Source organism: Aequorivita sp. IT1282, from assembly GCF_058068205.1.
Genome location: NZ_JBYRHR010000001.1, coordinates 626448 through 642925 on the forward strand (window position 1 = coordinate 626448; position 16478 = coordinate 642925).

The following is a 16478-nucleotide window of genomic DNA, read 5'->3' on the forward strand; positions in this document are numbered from 1 at the left end:
CTTTCTGAAAAATGATTGTTAGAGAAGCAAAATCTTCTGACATTAAACAGATACAAATTGTACGAAATGCTGTCACCGAAAATGCGTTATCCAATCCTGATTTAGTAACAGACCAAGATTGTTTAGAATATATTTCAGAGAGGGGTAAGGGTTGGGTTTGTGAAGTGGAAAAACAGATTGTTGGTTTCTCGATTGTTGACTTAAAAGAAAATAATATTTGGGCATTATTTGTACATCCTCAATTTGAAAAACAAGGCATTGGAAGGCATTTACATGATATTATGCTGAATTGGTATTTTGAACAAACTACTAAACATATATGGTTGGGAACCGCTCCAGATACTAGGGCTGAAAGCTTTTACAGGAAAGCGGGATGGATAGATATTGGCACCCACGGAAAAGGCGAAATTAAATTTGAGATGACATATAGCAAGTGGAAGTTATGAATTTTTGGCAAACATTTTCTTGGTTTTAAAGCAATAAATTTTTCTTTATACCTTGTTTATTTACGGGAGATGCAGAATTCTACATTAAATTTTAATGAACCTTGCTTATTGCAATTCAATACTGAAATCAATTTCTTAACGTTTAAAGCTATATGCAATCAGTTTAACTTTAATACTTTCAATTATGAAATATTATTCGAGCTTAGCAATGATAGTTGGTCTATTGTTTTTATTTGTTGCCTGAGAAAAGGATGAAGCAAATGATAGCGTAGAAACGATTTCTACAATAGTGGTAGGTAATGTTGCAGATATTACCAGAAACATCAAGCATAAAGATTTTAAAGTAGTTGTGCAACGTGTTACATACGGAGGTGGTGGATGGAGCGGCTACGGAATAACAGATGTAGTACGTATAGATTCCACATATACAGACAGTCAGGGTAATTATGAAATTGATTTCGATTTCATTCTTGACAATAAATACCAGTATCATATAGCTACAGATTTCGTGAGTGTAGGGGATGGGCCATTTGTGGATTATATAGATGAAGATGCTACTATATTTTCGGGAATTACAAATATCATTAACCTAGACTTCTGGTATGCAAGTATTCTTAAATTGGAGCTCACCGTAGCAAATAATGTGTATCCTCCATTAGGAGTTTCGAACGATCTGGTTTCAGGAAAGTATTATTCATTTATGGATGCAGAGATATATGAAGTACAGACTGATACAGTAATTTATATTCCAACAAAACCCAATACTGAAATAGTGCTTTTGTTTGGGTATGCAACGGGTTATTCAAATAGTGAATACCATCCCAAATATGAATATATCACAACCGGAATTCAAGATACACTTTCTTATAACTTTCAAATAGATTGCACTACATTTTAGTAATTTGCCATTTGTTACAGATGATCAAACCCAAAAAAAGAAAATTTTGTGCTACGACATTAAAGCAAGTTTAGAATCTCAATTAAAAAGAGCTAGCCGAAGAGGAGACGCCCAAGCAATTGAAGAAATTATAGAAAAACTTGCGCCACTTACAGATTTACCAATTTATCATTCATCCGGTTTTAGCCACCCCGAATTACTTATATATACAGACCGATCACCTGAATTCCCTGAAGTTGCAACTTGGGGCTTGGTGCCACATTGGGTTAAGAACGAGGAAGAATTAAAAAAACAATGGAACAATACCCTAAACGCAAGGGTAGAAACCATTTTTGAATTACCTTCCTTTCGAAGTTCCGCAAAAAGTAACCGCTGCATTATTTACGTAGATGGATTTTACGAATACCACCATTATAAGGGCAAAACCTATCCTTTTTATATCTACCGAAAAGATAAAAAACCAATGGCGCTAGCGGGTTTGTACAGCGAATGGAAAAACCCAGAAACCGGTGGAATTTTGAATACCTTTTCAATAGTAACAACAAACGGGAATGCATTGATGGCGAAAATTCACAACAACCCAAAATTAAAAGCGCCAAGAATGCCGGTGATTCTGCCTACTGAATTAGAAGATAACTGGTTAAACACTGTTAACGGCGAACTAGACATTAAAGGAATTAAGGAATTGATTATGGAATACCCAGCAGATGAGTTGGCAGCACGTACGGTGGCTAAATTGCGTGGTAAAGAATATTCAGGCAATGTGGAAACCATTTCAGATAAGGTAGTTTACGACGAATTGGTTTTTTAAAAATGGTGCAGCTGCTGTTAAAAGTAGACTGCATTCTCAGCGTTTTTATGTGTTATGTTTCTTTTCTACAATTAATTTATCCACCTTATTTTTGATGGCTTCAATCTTTATTGTAATATTGCGATAGATAAGAAATACTATGGCAATAAAAAAATTAGGTATTCTAAATAGAAATCTAACACTTTGGATTTTTGTAGCAATGGCAATAGGTGTCGCATTAGGTTATTTTATACCCTCTTTTCCAAGTATTATAGACTCTTTTAGCAGCGGCACAACCAATATCCCAATTGCAATAGGTTTAATATTAATGATGTATCCGCCATTGGCAAAAGTTAATTATTCGCTACTTCCCAAAGTTTTCAGAAACACAAAAATATTATCCATATCGCTAATTTTAAACTGGATAGTTGGACCTGTTTTAATGTTTTTGTTGGCGATTACATTTTTGCGAGATTATCCAGAATATATGGTAGGCCTCATTTTAATTGGCCTTGCGCGTTGTATTGCAATGGTTCTGGTTTGGAACGATCTGGCTGAAGGCAGTAGCGAATATGGCGCAGGTTTGGTGGCCTTAAATAGTATTTTTCAAGTTTTCGCATATAGTTTTTATGCATATTTATTTATAACCGTTCTGCCGCCCTATTTCGGCTTTGAAGGTGCCATCGTTGATATTTCAATTGTAACTATTGCAGAGAGTGTCGCTATTTATTTGGGAGTTCCATTCGTAATGGGAATTTTAAGTAGACAAATTTTAATAAAGTTAAAAGGCGAAGAATGGTACACAACCAAATTTATTCCCGCAATTTCGCCACTTACGCTAATTGCCCTTTTATTTACTATAATCGTAATGTTTTCTTTAAAAGGCGAATTAATTGTGCAAATACCAATGGACGTGCTAATTATTGCAATTCCGCTACTTATCTATTTTGGCTTAATGTTTATTATTGGTTTTTTCACCACCAAAGCAATGGGGGTAGCGTACGACAAAACAGCTGCCGTGGCATTCACTGCCGCAGGAAATAATTTTGAATTAGCAATTGCAGTTGCTATTGCGGTTTTCGGATTAAATTCAGGTCAGGCTTTTGCTGGAGTTATTGGTCCGTTAGTTGAAGTTCCTGCATTAATTTTATTGGTTAAGGTTTCATTTTGGTTGCGAAAAAAATATTATAAAAATGAAATCGATTAGATAAGTCCAACTTCTATAATTTTATAAGCATTAAATTGTTTATTTTAACCTTATCATTGCAATTGCAAATATCTATGTGCTAGCAGGTTGCGTTTCTTAGAATTATGATGAAATAGTAATGGAAGTAGCGGATTAGTTGCGCAGTAGTCATCAAAGGAAATCTAAAATTTTAAGCATGAAATTACAAAGCAAGAGACTGATTTTAGTTTTATCAATCACTTTATCGATACTACTCATTCCATTTATAGGGATGCAATTTACCAGTGAAATTAATTGGTCATTAGGAGATTTTATTATCGCTGCTATATTGTTATTTGGCGCAGGAATATTAATAGAATTCACTTTACGAAAAACCGCAAAAACCACACTCCGAATGGTTTTAATTGCAACTATTATTTTAGTTTTAATACTTCTTTGGGCTGAACTTGCAGTGGGTATTTTTGGTTCTCCGTTTGCCGGAAACTAATATATAGAAATCTTGCCTCCCAAACTGCAGTCATCAACCATTGCAGCTTCTATTTCTACTTAAACGTATACAGCAGTTCTTTAGAAATCACTAAATTGAGCGACAAAGTCTCAAATTATAATTTATGGTTTTTTCTACTTGGAATACATTTTTAAAAGATTCAAATAATCTCGTTAAACCAGCACGTGCCAAACAATTAATCACAGGGCAGGATATTTCAGAATTACGACTACTGCTTATCGATGTTTTAAATGGTTTTTTGGCTAAGCAGGAATTACATGTGGGTTTAAAAGTTTACGTTAATAATCAGCTCCGGAATGATATTATTTCACAAATGGCTGCAAATCCGCCAAAGGAAGCACAGTCGCTGGAAAACTGGTGTAAACAGATTTTTGGCGACCAAAAGTTTGGACTTGTTTTAATTGGTTTAGAGCAATACAGCAACTCGTTTGCCGAAAAAGCTGCTACTATTGTTTGTCCGTTATTGGAGAAGGCGGGTTTACCTCTCAACGGTTTATCGTTTCTTTTTTTTATGGGAAACTATGGTTTCACTCCTTTCGGAATTCATAAAGAAGCCACTGGCGAAGATGGAATTTTATTTCATTTAGGTCCGGAAAAAAAACAGTTTTATACTTGGGACGACCCCAAATACAATAGTATAACACATAACTCCCAAGTTTTTCACAATGTAGACGAAATGCTTTCAGAAGGCGAGCAATACGAATTAGAGCCTGGAGATGCCATGTTTATTCCGCATTATGTTTATCACGTTGCTAACACCCCAAAGTTTTCTGCGAGTGTAGTATTGGATTATATAAATCCGCCGAACGATAGATTTGAAAATGATCTTTTAAGAGAAGCTGCCGAAGAGCAATTGACCCTACAAGCGGGTTATGAAAAGCCTATAAAACTAGATGCATCCGATACTGATTTAAATGGTCGGATAAATTTAGAATCCCTGAAGGAAAAACTGGAAACCACTTTATCCAGAAAATTGAAGAGACTAAAAAGTAATGGTGGGATAGGAAGAGCATCAAAGAAAAGTAAGCTTTCAATTCCACCAACAGAAAACTTTTCAATTAAAGGTAAAATAATATTCCCTATATATTTAGAGCAACTTGATGCCGATCGAACTCTAATATTTTCTAGAGGCCATCGTATAATTAAAACAAATAATCCGACGCTATCGATTATAATAGAACGGCTAAATAGAGGAGAATCTATATCGTTTTTAACTACAAAAGAACTTTTGGAACCTAGTTGGGATTTAATAGAAATTTTTGGTTTTATTCAAGATTTATTAATTACAGAATCAATAATATTAGAAATTAACGATTAAAAAATAGTAGGAGGAAGGAAGAATAACTAAAAATGTTCAGTAGCGATGAAAACTATTTTTGACGTGCTTTTTGTATCAGAAAAACTTCTTTTCAAATTCTTATATTGGAAATAATCTGCTAGATAATTCCTTTTATATGTAGCAGCTACTACTATGCAACTTATCGTAAACTCAGTGACTAAAGTTAAATAATTAATAATTTTTAGCTTTAAAACATTACAAGATTAAACTCATATTGATAAATACAGTAATTTTAAGTAAAAACTAAAATTTCAAAAGAAATGTATTATGAGTAAGAAAGATAATTCCTCCGAAAAGCCAACTAAAAAAATAGAACAACTTCAAAAAGATACGTGGAATGTGGAAGGTTCTACTATGAAAACCAATCAAGGTTTGAAAGTAAACGATACCAATAACTCGTTAAAAGCAGGAGAACGCGGAGCAACCTTGTTGGAAGATTTTCTATTACGAGAAAAGATAACTCACTTTGATCACGAGCGCATTCCAGAACGTATTGTACACGCTCGCGGAAGTGGGGCACACGGGTATTTTGAATTATACGAAGCAATACCACAATTTACAAAAGCTGGAATTTTTAACGACACTAAACGTCGTACTCCTGTATTTGTAAGGTTCTCTACGGTGGCGGGCTCTAAAGGCTCACCCGATTTGGCCAGAGATGTACGTGGTTTTGCTACTAAATTTTATACAGAAGAAGGAACTTGGGATCTTGTGGGAAACAATATGCCAATTTTCTTTATTCAAGATGCGATGAAGTTTCCAGATTTGGTTCATTCTGTAAAACCTGAACCCAATAACGAGATTCCCCAAGCGGCTTCTGCACACGATACGTTTTACGATTTTGTGTCGCACGCAACAGAAACACTTCACAATCATATTTGGGCTATGAGCGACAGGGCTATTCCGAGAAGTTTTAGAATGATGGAAGGTTTTGGTATACATACTTTTCGTTTTATTAATGAGAAAGGCGAGTCTCATTTTGTAAAGTTTCATTGGAAACCTAAATTGGGCGTGCATTCGGTAACTTGGGATGAAGCCGTAAAAATAAACGGTGCAGACGCCGATTTTCACCGTCGCGATCTTTGGGAGGCAATAGATGCAGGCCATTACCCAGAATGGGAGTTTGGTGTGCAAATTGTACCCCAAGCCGATGAACATAAATACGATTTTGATTTGCTAGACCCTACAAAACTTATTCCTGAAGAGATGGTTCCCGTTAAGATTATTGGAAAAATGACCTTGAATAAGAATCCGGACAACTTCTTTGCAGAGACGGAGCAAGTTGCATTTCTACCCGGACATATAGTTCCGGGAATAGATTTCACGAACGACCCACTATTACAGGGAAGACTTTTTTCATATCGCGATACGCAACTCTCAAGATTGGGCACGCCTAATTTTCATCAAATACCTATTAATAGACCTGTAGTTGAGGCACACAATAATCAGCGAGATGGACAGATGCAGATGGATATTCCAAAGGGACAAACGGCATATTTTCCAAATTCAATAAGTGGTGGTTGTCCACATTTATCAAAAATGGCTGAAGGTGCTTTTGGAAGTTATGAAGAGCGCATAGATGCCAGAAAAGTGCGTACACGCAGTGAAAGTTTTAGCGACCATTTTTCGCAACCAGCGTTATTTTATAGAAGTTTAACCAAGTGGGAGAAGGAACACGTTGCAGATGCATATACTTTTGAGTTGGGCAAATGTAAATTAGACCATATAAAAGAACGGATGCTTTATATGATCGATCAAATAGATAGTGATCTCGCTAAAAAAGTGGGTAAAGGATTGGGAATGAAAGTGCAGAAAAAGATTGATGGCCCCATAAATCAAGCTATTGGAGCTGATGCAGACATCAAAAAACATCAACCTGGGCCAAAAAAGAATTATCTGGAAAAATCTCCGGCATTAAGCCAAGCAAATACAAAATTTGAGAGCATTGCTACTCGCCAAATAGCTGTATTGGCGGCAGATGGATTTAGCATGAAAAATTTAGATAAAATGAAATCTGTTTTAGAAAAGGAAGGCGCTACGGTAAAAATAATTGCGCCTATGGGTGGCACAATTACGTGTGATGAAAAAATGAAGCATAAAGTAGATGCGTCCATAATGACAACGGAGAGTGTGCTTTTTGATGCGGTTTATATTCCTGGAGGAAAAAAATCGATTGATGCTTTAGGAGAAAATGCGAAGTATATTAAATTCGTAAATGAAGCTTTTAAACATTGTAAAGCCATTGCAGTTGATGATGAAGGCAAAGAATTTTTGATGAAAACTTATGCCGGAAAACATACTGAAGACAAAGCAATATTAATAAACAAAGAAGCTAAAGCATTTAAAAAGGCCATACAACAGCACAGAAATTGGGATAGAATGGAAATTGCTGAAGGAGTGCCTGCATAATAGAAACTAGCAACTTTGTATTGACTGTACCATATTTTAAGTAAAGCCTCCATTATTAACGTGGAGGCTTTTTCAATTAGAATTGTTAGTCTATTATTCAGCAAAAAACCATCCGTATTATGGATGGTTTTTATGGCTAATTCTATTCTTTTTTATAAAATTTATGTGCTTTACAAAGCTTTTATTTGAATCTATCTAAAAAAATAGATTCCGTTTTACTTTCATTTATTCATAATAACCTCCTTTTTTTATAGATTAACTATGCAAAATTAATGTTTCATTCAATTGATGATTAACACATTATAAATTTTTATTATCGTAAAAAATTAAATTTTTGAACTAAATCATCTATTTCGAGCAACATGAAGCCGATCGAACCTTGATATTTGTTTGAGACCACCGTTTAATTAAAACAAATTTTAGAGCCGAGTTTGGATTTAATAGCGATTTATGGATTGGTTCTGGACTTATTTGAGCCCTGAAGCTGTTGTGACAGACAAAATATCTAAAAACTAGTGGATGAATATAATTACCGTGAAAGCGAAACGAATTATATGGGCGCGCTATTAATTTTTTGTGTATAATGATGTATAGATAAATGCTGTAATATTTAACTAAAAATTCAATTGTCTGCTATTAGGCAATACTTCAAAATATACGAAAATGCCGATAGAGAATATCCCAGAAATATACATTGCCCGCGAAAAGGAAAGGCCAAATCTATTTGTCTACGATTTTAAGATGACTAATGATGTGGTTAAGAGCAAGGTTAACTTAAGCATGAATATGTTTAGTTTTCTTCAAGTAGGGAAAAAGCAAGTACACTTTGCAGGAACCTCTGTGGAGGTAAACAAAGCACAATCATTACTACTCAAAAAAGGAAATTGGTTATGGACCGAATTATTAGATATAGAAGCTATTTACTATTGCAAGCTCTTCTTTTTTTCAGAAAAAAAATTAATCGATTTTTTAAGTAAATACACAAAGGATGTAAAACCATATAAAGAAGATGTGCCTTATTTTGTAATTGAAAATGATGCTTATATAGCTGCGTTTATTAGCTCCTTATCTTCAATAACGTTTACAAATGCTAGTTATAGTCATGCTATATTGGATTTAAAATTTGAGGAAATCATGCTGTATTTATTGAACAAATACGGCAGTAAATTTGAATATTACTTACACTCTTTAATATCTAAAGAGGTTTCCCCATTTAAAAATGTAGTAGAAAGTAATGTGCATTCTAATTTAAAACTAGCGGAAATTGCATTTTTATGTAATATGAGTTTATCTACTTTTAAACGTCAATTTACGAACGAATATAACGAACCACCCGGAAAATGGTTACAAGACAAGCGCCTACAAAAAGCTAAAGAATTACTTCAAACAGGCGATTTAAAAGCATCAGATATTTATATAAGCATTGGTTACAACAACTTGTCTAACTTTAGTATAGCCTTTAAAAACAAGTTCGGGGTTAGTCCAACAGATATTTCGAATTAAAAACTAATTTATATAAATACCTGTATTTTAGACAGATATAACACCTGTCATTTCTCCGTATTTTACAATATTTAAAATTGACCCTTTTTCATAAGTTATTGAACCGTATCAATAAATAGACAGCTAGCATCCCACCGTACATTTGCATTGTAATTAAAAGACGCTTGTTTTTTGGCAGGCGATATAATAATTAAAAGTAAATATATAATTATGGCAAATGTAACAAAACCTGTATTTAAAGAAAGATACGAGAATTTTATTGGCGGTAAATTCGTGGCTCCCGTAAAAGGAGAGTACTTCGACAATGTATCTCCAGTAGACGGTAAAGTGTTTACGAAAGCTGCACGTTCAACGCAAGAAGATATTGACCTTGCACTCGATGCAGCACACGATGCGTTCCCCTCTTGGAGTACTTCTTCAGCTACAGAACGCAGTAATGCATTATTAAAAATTGCACAAGTAATGGAGGATAACCTCGAATACTTGGCAACTTTGGAGACTATCGATAATGGGAAACCAATTCGTGAATCTCGTGCAGCAGATATCCCTTACTGTATAGATCACTTTCGTTATTTCGCAGGTGTAATTCGTGCAGATGAAGGAAGTATCTCTGAGCATGATAAAAACACGTTGAGTATCGTTTTAAACGAACCTATTGGTGTTGTTGGTGAAATTATTCCTTGGAACTTCCCAATGTTGATGCTAGCTTGGAAAATAGCTCCAGCTTTAGCAGCAGGTTGTACAGCGGTTGTAAAACCAGCAGAACAAACTCCTACTAGTGTAATAGCATTAATGGAACTTATAGGCGATATTTTACCAGCGGGTGTATTAAACATTGTAACTGGTTTTGGTGCAGAAGCAGGACAAGCTTTGGCAACGTCTAAACGTATTGCAAAACTTTCATTTACTGGCTCTACGGAAACAGGACGTAAAGTTTATCACAATGCAGCCGAAAACATCATTCCTGTAACTATGGAATTAGGTGGAAAATCACCGAACATTTTCTTCCCATCTGTAGCAGAAAAGGACGACGAATTTTTTAGCAAAGCTATTGAAGGCGCGTTAATGTTCGCTCTTAACCAAGGGGAAATTTGTACGACTCCATCACGAATCCTCGTTCACGAAGATATTGCCGATCTTTTTATCGAAAGAATGCAAGAACGTCTAGATGCAGTTAAAACAGGAAACCCGTTAGATCCTGAAACTATGATTGGTTCTCAAGTGTCTAAAGCACAATACGAAAAAATCTTAGGTTATATCAACATCGGTAAAGAAGAAGGAGCAACCGTATTGGCCGGTGGAGACGCTGGTAACTACGAAGGTGAAATTTCTGAAGGATATTATGTCCAACCTACCGTATTAAAAGGAAATAACAAGATGCGTGTATTTCAAGAAGAAATTTTTGGACCAGTTGCAGCTTTAACAACATTCAGTTCTACTGAAGAAGCTATTGCTATCGCAAACGATACTCCTTACGGACTAGGTGCCGGGGTTTGGTCTCGTGATGCTCACGAATTATTTCAAGTTCCTCGTGCTATTAAAGCGGGTAGAGTTTGGGTAAACCAATATAATACGTATCCTGCACACGCCCCATTTGGTGGTGTTAAGGAATCTGGCTTTGGTCGTGAAAACCATAAAATGGCATTAGATCATTACCGTGTGGTAAAAAACATGTTGATCTCTTACGACAAGAAACCTATGGGATTCTTTTAATTGAAACTTTTAAATAAGTTAATAATAAACCCCGGTAACTCCGGGGTTTTATTATTTTATGAAACAACAAAATTATAAGTATTGCAATTATTCGAAAAGTAAAAAGGCTTAAAACTAAGTGTTTATATAGGAATTACTTCTTCAATGCTATTTAAACAAAAGCTATTATAAACCGTAATTCATTAAAAGTTATACCAGTTCATTTTAAGTTCACGTCAGCATTCGGATTGCTGGGCACTTATAATTTGATGTTCATTTGTAGCGATAGTACTAATTTGGGATTTGATTATTAAAATACGTTACACTAACTTCCTGCTATATTTACACGGTGCAACCAAAAGCATAGCTATCTTTGCAAAAACATAATTTTATGCCCAATACTTTTTCCTCTTTAGGAATTAATCCTTCATTACTACAAAGTTTAGCTGAGTTAAACATTGCTGTACCAACAGACATACAGCAAAAAACTATCCCGTTAATTCTAAACCAGACCAAAGATGTAGTGGCATTGGCGAAAACAGGAACTGGAAAAACTGCAGCTTTTGGCCTGCCGTTACTACAACTTATTGATACCGAAAGCACTAATATACAAGCTGTAATTCTTGCACCAACACGCGAGTTAGGTCAGCAAATACATACTAACTTGGTTGCTTTTGCTTCTCATAGTTCTGAAATTGGCATTGCAGCAGTTTGTGGCGGTATTCCTATAAAACCACAAATAGAGCGATTAAAAGGCACTACTCATATTGTAGTTGCTACTCCGGGTCGTTTGGTAGATTTAATTAATCGAAAAGCAATTGACCTTAAGAGCGTGGCCTATTTAGTGCTGGACGAGGCAGATGAAATGGTAACTGCGCTGAAAACTGATTTAGATAGTATTATTGCGGAAATTCCAAAAGGCAGAAGAACACTATTGTTTACAGCTACTATGCCAGGCACCATTAAACAATTGGTTCAAAATTATATGAGCAAACACGTGCTGCATATTGAAGCCGATATGGAAACAATGGGCCATCAGGGCATTGATCATCAATTTTTGGTAGTGGAGCCAATTGAAAAACTAGAGATATTACTTCATTTTTTAAGTTCCAAAGAAGGGGAACGGGGAATTATTTTCTGTAAAACAAAAGCAGCGGTAAATAAGCTAGCAAAGAATCTAGCTATCAATAAATTTTCATCGGGCGCTATTCACGGTAGTCTTACGCAACCTATTCGCGACCGAGTAATGGGGCAGTTTCGCGAAGGACATATCGATATTTTGGTAGCTACAGATTTAGCAGCACGTGGACTAGACGTAAAAGAAATAAGCTACGTAATTAATTATCATTTACCAGATACTTATGAAACCTATGTGCACCGAAGCGGAAGAACGGCTAGGGCAGGAGCAAAGGGGCTTTCGGTAACTATACTTCAGCAAGAAGAGGTTTTTGAAATCCCAGAATTTGAAGAAGAACTGGGTATTTCATTTACTGAAATGAAAAAACCAGACGCCCAAAGCACGGAAGAAAGCAATACGCTTTTATGGGCGAAGAAAATTTTTAAAACAAAACCAAACAGATCTATTTCGGCGGAGTTTAAAGAGAAAATTAGCACGGTATTTCATCATTTAACAAAGGAAGAACTGATAGATAAAATACTCGCTCATCAATTGGCGCAAACAACTATTACAGCTCCAAAAGAAGAAGCACCAACAAAGAAAAAGAAGAAGCAGAAATAATGGCAAACAAAACAAAAAACCAAAAGGATATTCTGGCTAAGCTAGGTATAGCGGCCTTAAACCCGATGCAGGTGGAAGCCATTGCAACTATAGAAAAAACTACAAATACTATCTTACTTTCCCCAACGGGAACAGGGAAAACCTTGGCTTTTTTATTACCTATTATTAAAAATTTAGATATAGACAATCCAGAAGTACAAGCGCTGATTGTGGTTCCTACTCGCGAATTGGCTATTCAGATTGAGCAAGTAATTCGCAATATGGGTTCTGGTTTTAAAGTGAACGCGGTTTACGGCGGAAGATCAAAGAGTAAAGACAAAATTGAATTAAAACATACGCCGGCAATTTTAGTAGGTACTCCAGGTAGAATTTTAGATCATTTTGATGATGATCGTTTTTCGAAAGCAAGTATTTCTACTTTGGTATTAGATGAATATGACAAGTCGCTAGAGATTGGTTTTGAAAGCGAAATGAGCGAAATTATTATTGAATTGTCTGGTGTAAGTAAACGTATATTAACATCTGCTACACAAGGAGTTGACATACCAAAATTTGTAAAATTAGATAAGCCAACAGTGCTAGATTATTTGTCGGAAAAGACAGATCCAAAACTTGCAATTAAAACGGTCATTTCACCTGATAAAGACAAGCTGAGTACTTTATTGAAACTTGTCCATTATCTTGGAAATCAACCTGGAATTATCTTTTGCAATTTTAGGGATAGTATTGAAATGGTGAGCGATTTTCTAACTGAAAATAAAATAAGTCACACAAGTTTTTCGGGCGGAATGGAACAAAAAGACCGAGAAAGAGCGCTTATAAAATTTAGAAATGGTACGAGCCAAATACTGTTAGCTACCGATCTTGCCGCCAGAGGAATTGATATTCCCGAATTAAAGTTTATAATTCATTATGAGTTGCCACATTCTGCAGTAGAATTTACGCATAGAAACGGAAGAACGGCAAGAGTAAATGAAAAAGGCACGGCTTATGTGCTGAAGTGGAAAAACCAGTTATTGCCAGAGTTTATAGAAAAAACAGAACCGATAGAAATTCCAAAAGCAGCACCCTATGTGGAGCAATATTGGGAAACCCTCTTTATTTCTGGAGGAAGAAAAGATAAAATCTCGAAAGGAGATATTGCGGGTCTTTTCATAAAACAGGGAAACATAAATCAAGACCAATTGGGTTCGATAGAGCTAAAGCAAGATTGTGCGTTCGTTGCTGTTCCATTAGCAATTGCAAGTCAATTAGTAAGCAAATTGAATAACAGCCACCTTAAAAAGAAGAAGGTGCGAATTTATATACTTTAACGACTATTTTTTATTATTTATTTGAAAATCAATTCTTTAACATTTAAGTTAGAAAGAGTAGTGAATTTTGTCTACATTTACATTACAAACAATTTAGTCAGCCTATCTTTTTTTAATTTCTACCCAATTTTAATTAATCCTTCGCTTTCTACTATACTTTAATAGTTGTAGTGCCACAGGCGTTTTATGGTAAAAACCAATAGGATTAAGAACAATTGTTCTCTTCAAAAGTTTTCTTCATAATACAATCGCTAACGGCGGCAGCGCCATTGTTTGGCTAAATGTTAAGTCACAAATTATTGTGAGTTAGTATAGGTTTCGATATACTATTTAAAAGAGTAATAGCTATTAGAATAATTCGCTTGAAAAAATGAATTTGAAAACAATCAATTAAATGCTATGTGTGAAATAAATTGCTGTAATTCAAAAAGAAGTAAAACATCAATTTAACAAAGAGAAATAATGTTAAAAGAATTTATAAATAAATTAATCAATTTTAAAAAAGTAAACACAATGAAAGAAGGTACAGTAAAGTTTTTCAATGAAGCCAAAGGTTTTGGTTTTATCAAAGTAAAAGACACAGATCAAGATATTTTCGTGCATTCAACCAATCTTATTGATAACATCCGTGAGGATGACAAAGTTCAATTTGACGTGGAGCAAGGAGAAAAAGGTCTTAGCGCTATAAAAGTAAGATTACTATAACACGCTTATCAATAACAATATAAAAACCATCTTAACGGATGGTTTTTTTTATGTGAAATGCCCAATTTCATATACAACACATGGTTTATTTTGATAATTAAGTCACGTACAATTTCGAAATAATAGAATAAATATGGAATAATATATTGAAGCTAGAATTAAAACCACTGCATAAATAGTTCATTCTTCAATATAAAGGCGTACTTTCGCGCCCGCAAAAATAATTTATGAAACGCATTAACGAATACAAAAAACTCTTTGGAGTTGAAAAGGATATAGAGCTTAAAGCCCTTAAAACCAGCTACCGTAATTTGGTAAAAGAATGGCACCCAGATAAATTTCAAGATGGAGACGAGCGTCGTGAAGAGGCTGAAGTTAACAGCCGCAAGATTATAGATGGTTACCACTTTTTAGTGAGTATTGCTCCAGAAACCAAAGAAGCTAATTTAGAAGAGTACACCGAAACTATTACTAATTCTGGAATCGCCGATTTTCAGCATAAAGGTATGTTGATGGAAATTACTTATTTAGATGGTAGTACTTATGAATACTTTGGTGTAACGAGACAGATATATATTAAAATGGTAAACAGTGATAAACTGAACCGTTTTGCTAAGCGTACTATCTATCCAAATTATCTTTATAGAAAATCTAAGCGCACCTTAGAACCTGCTTCGTAGGTTTTTCGTGGTTTAAAAAATAATTATCACAATGTTTTCTCAAAGAATAAATAAAGCTGAGAAAAATTATCATAGCTTTGCGCCTTAATTATGAAAGAATATCGCTCAAATATTAAACGTAAGATGCACGGAAAAATCTCCGGGGTGTAGGGCAATTATATATGAAAATATTAAAAGCGTTCCTCCCCAAAGAGGAACGCTTTTTTTGTTTAATACACTATTGAAAATGACGAACACAATAAATTATTATATCATTAAGCGCCACATGTCGAAGCATACTCGCAATCATATTCTCGTACATCAAAGTGAATGATAAAAACCATTATAAACGTTTTAAAATCCCTTTGATAAGTTAAAAATCAAAGGGATTTTTTTATTTAATACAATCAACATGAAAAGAGTTATCGCCATCAAATTAGAAAAGCAAATTGTACTCACAGAGTTAAAAAGCTATACCTACGTATTTCTAGGGTCGCTACTGCTTTCCGTTGCTTATGCACTTCTTATTATTCCTCATAACATCGTGCCAGGCGGTATATTAGGGCTTAGTATTGTAATTAAGGAAGTCACTGGATTTTCGGTAGGTTGGCTTGCACTATTTATAAATATTCCGTTACTGCTTTGGGGTACTAAAGTATTGGGAGCTAAAACAGGTTTTAAAACTTTGTTTTCTATGATTTTAGTGTCTTTTTATATAGATCTAATTTCATCATTAACAGGTGGGAAAATTTTTATAAATGATGTTTTAATGTCATCTGTTTTTGGAGGTATAATTGTAGGTATTTCAATAGCTATAGTTATGAATGCAGGAGCGACCACTGGTGGTAACGATATTTTAGTTCGAATACTTTCAACAAAACTAAGATTGCCCTACAATCAACTAATTCTTATAGTAGATGGAATAGTTATTCTATTGGGAATTGTAGTATTTGCAGACTTTACAATGGCGGCATATAGTGTGGTAGCTATTGTAGCCATTAGTAAAACAATTGAATATTTTATAAAAAAATCTGTCCAGAATAAAACCATTCTTGTTTTCTCATCGAAAAATCAATTGATACAAGAAGAAATATTATTAAACCGAAAAAGTACAGACGGCATTTTGAAACTTATTCACCACGATAGCAATGAAAAGATGACTTTGATAACAAAAAATAATAAAAAGCTCGAAGTGGTTAAAAATATTATCTATAAAATTGATCCTAACGCTAACATTACAGTGTTGGAATCAAACAGTCTTTTAAGTTAAGTTGGTTTGAATTAAAAACGTT

At 34.6% G+C, this 16478-nt stretch carries 14 protein-coding genes; all 14 read left to right on the forward strand.

From position 1 onward, the window contains the following. The first annotated feature begins 11 nt into the window (after nt 1-11). Nucleotides 12-446 carry a GNAT family N-acetyltransferase gene (locus AC3RVG_RS02890; RefSeq protein WP_489689928.1) on the forward strand — a complete coding sequence of 145 codons (435 nt, stop codon included), beginning with the start codon at nt 12-14 and terminating at the stop codon, nt 444-446. A gap of 289 nt (nt 447-735) precedes the next feature. After that, nucleotides 736-1344: a hypothetical protein gene (locus tag AC3RVG_RS02895; protein WP_489689929.1), complete on the forward strand. Its 609-nt coding sequence runs from the start codon at nt 736-738 to the stop codon at nt 1342-1344. A gap of 46 nt (nt 1345-1390) precedes the next feature. After that, nucleotides 1391-2155: an SOS response-associated peptidase gene (locus tag AC3RVG_RS02900; RefSeq protein ID WP_489689930.1), complete on the forward strand. Its 765-nt coding sequence runs from the start codon at nt 1391-1393 to the stop codon at nt 2153-2155. A gap of 139 nt (nt 2156-2294) precedes the next feature. Next, complete coding sequence (arsB, locus tag AC3RVG_RS02905) at nt 2295-3341, forward strand: ACR3 family arsenite efflux transporter (protein WP_489689931.1); 1047 nt, start codon at nt 2295-2297, stop codon at nt 3339-3341. Nucleotides 3342-3516: 175 nt separating this feature from the next. Further along, the gene (locus AC3RVG_RS02910; RefSeq protein ID WP_489689932.1) at nt 3517-3807 is read left to right on the forward strand and encodes a hypothetical protein; all 291 of its coding nucleotides are present in this window, start codon (nt 3517-3519) and stop codon (nt 3805-3807) included. Between the two features lie 124 nt (nt 3808-3931). Then, the gene (locus AC3RVG_RS02915; protein ID WP_489689933.1) at nt 3932-5146 is read left to right on the forward strand and encodes an RNA methylase; all 1215 of its coding nucleotides are present in this window, start codon (nt 3932-3934) and stop codon (nt 5144-5146) included. A 288-nt stretch (nt 5147-5434) separates the two neighbouring features. Beyond that, nucleotides 5435-7576 carry a catalase gene (locus AC3RVG_RS02920; RefSeq protein ID WP_489689934.1) on the forward strand — a complete coding sequence of 714 codons (2142 nt, stop codon included), beginning with the start codon at nt 5435-5437 and terminating at the stop codon, nt 7574-7576. Nucleotides 7577-8239: 663 nt separating this feature from the next. Beyond that, nucleotides 8240-9079 carry a helix-turn-helix domain-containing protein gene (locus AC3RVG_RS02925; protein WP_489689935.1) on the forward strand — a complete coding sequence of 280 codons (840 nt, stop codon included), beginning with the start codon at nt 8240-8242 and terminating at the stop codon, nt 9077-9079. Nucleotides 9080-9289: 210 nt separating this feature from the next. After that, on the forward strand, nt 9290-10792 hold the full coding sequence (locus AC3RVG_RS02930) for an aldehyde dehydrogenase family protein (RefSeq protein ID WP_489689936.1): 1503 nt from the start codon (nt 9290-9292) through the stop codon (nt 10790-10792). Nucleotides 10793-11162: 370 nt separating this feature from the next. Next, nucleotides 11163-12509: a DEAD/DEAH box helicase gene (locus tag AC3RVG_RS02935; protein ID WP_489689937.1), complete on the forward strand. Its 1347-nt coding sequence runs from the start codon at nt 11163-11165 to the stop codon at nt 12507-12509. Continuing rightward, the gene (locus tag AC3RVG_RS02940; RefSeq protein WP_489689938.1) at nt 12509-13822 is read left to right on the forward strand and encodes a DEAD/DEAH box helicase; all 1314 of its coding nucleotides are present in this window, start codon (nt 12509-12511) and stop codon (nt 13820-13822) included. The genes AC3RVG_RS02935 and AC3RVG_RS02940 overlap by 1 nt, the downstream gene beginning before the upstream one ends. A gap of 513 nt (nt 13823-14335) precedes the next feature. After that, complete coding sequence (locus AC3RVG_RS02945; RefSeq protein WP_489689939.1) at nt 14336-14527, forward strand: cold-shock protein; 192 nt, start codon at nt 14336-14338, stop codon at nt 14525-14527. Nucleotides 14528-14754: 227 nt separating this feature from the next. Continuing rightward, entirely contained in the window at nt 14755-15207 is a 453-nt protein-coding gene (locus AC3RVG_RS02950; RefSeq protein WP_489689940.1) for a KTSC domain-containing protein, read from the forward strand. A 391-nt stretch (nt 15208-15598) separates the two neighbouring features. After that, entirely contained in the window at nt 15599-16456 is an 858-nt protein-coding gene (locus AC3RVG_RS02955; protein ID WP_489689941.1) for a YitT family protein, read from the forward strand. The last annotated feature ends 22 nt before the right edge of the window (nt 16457-16478 follow it).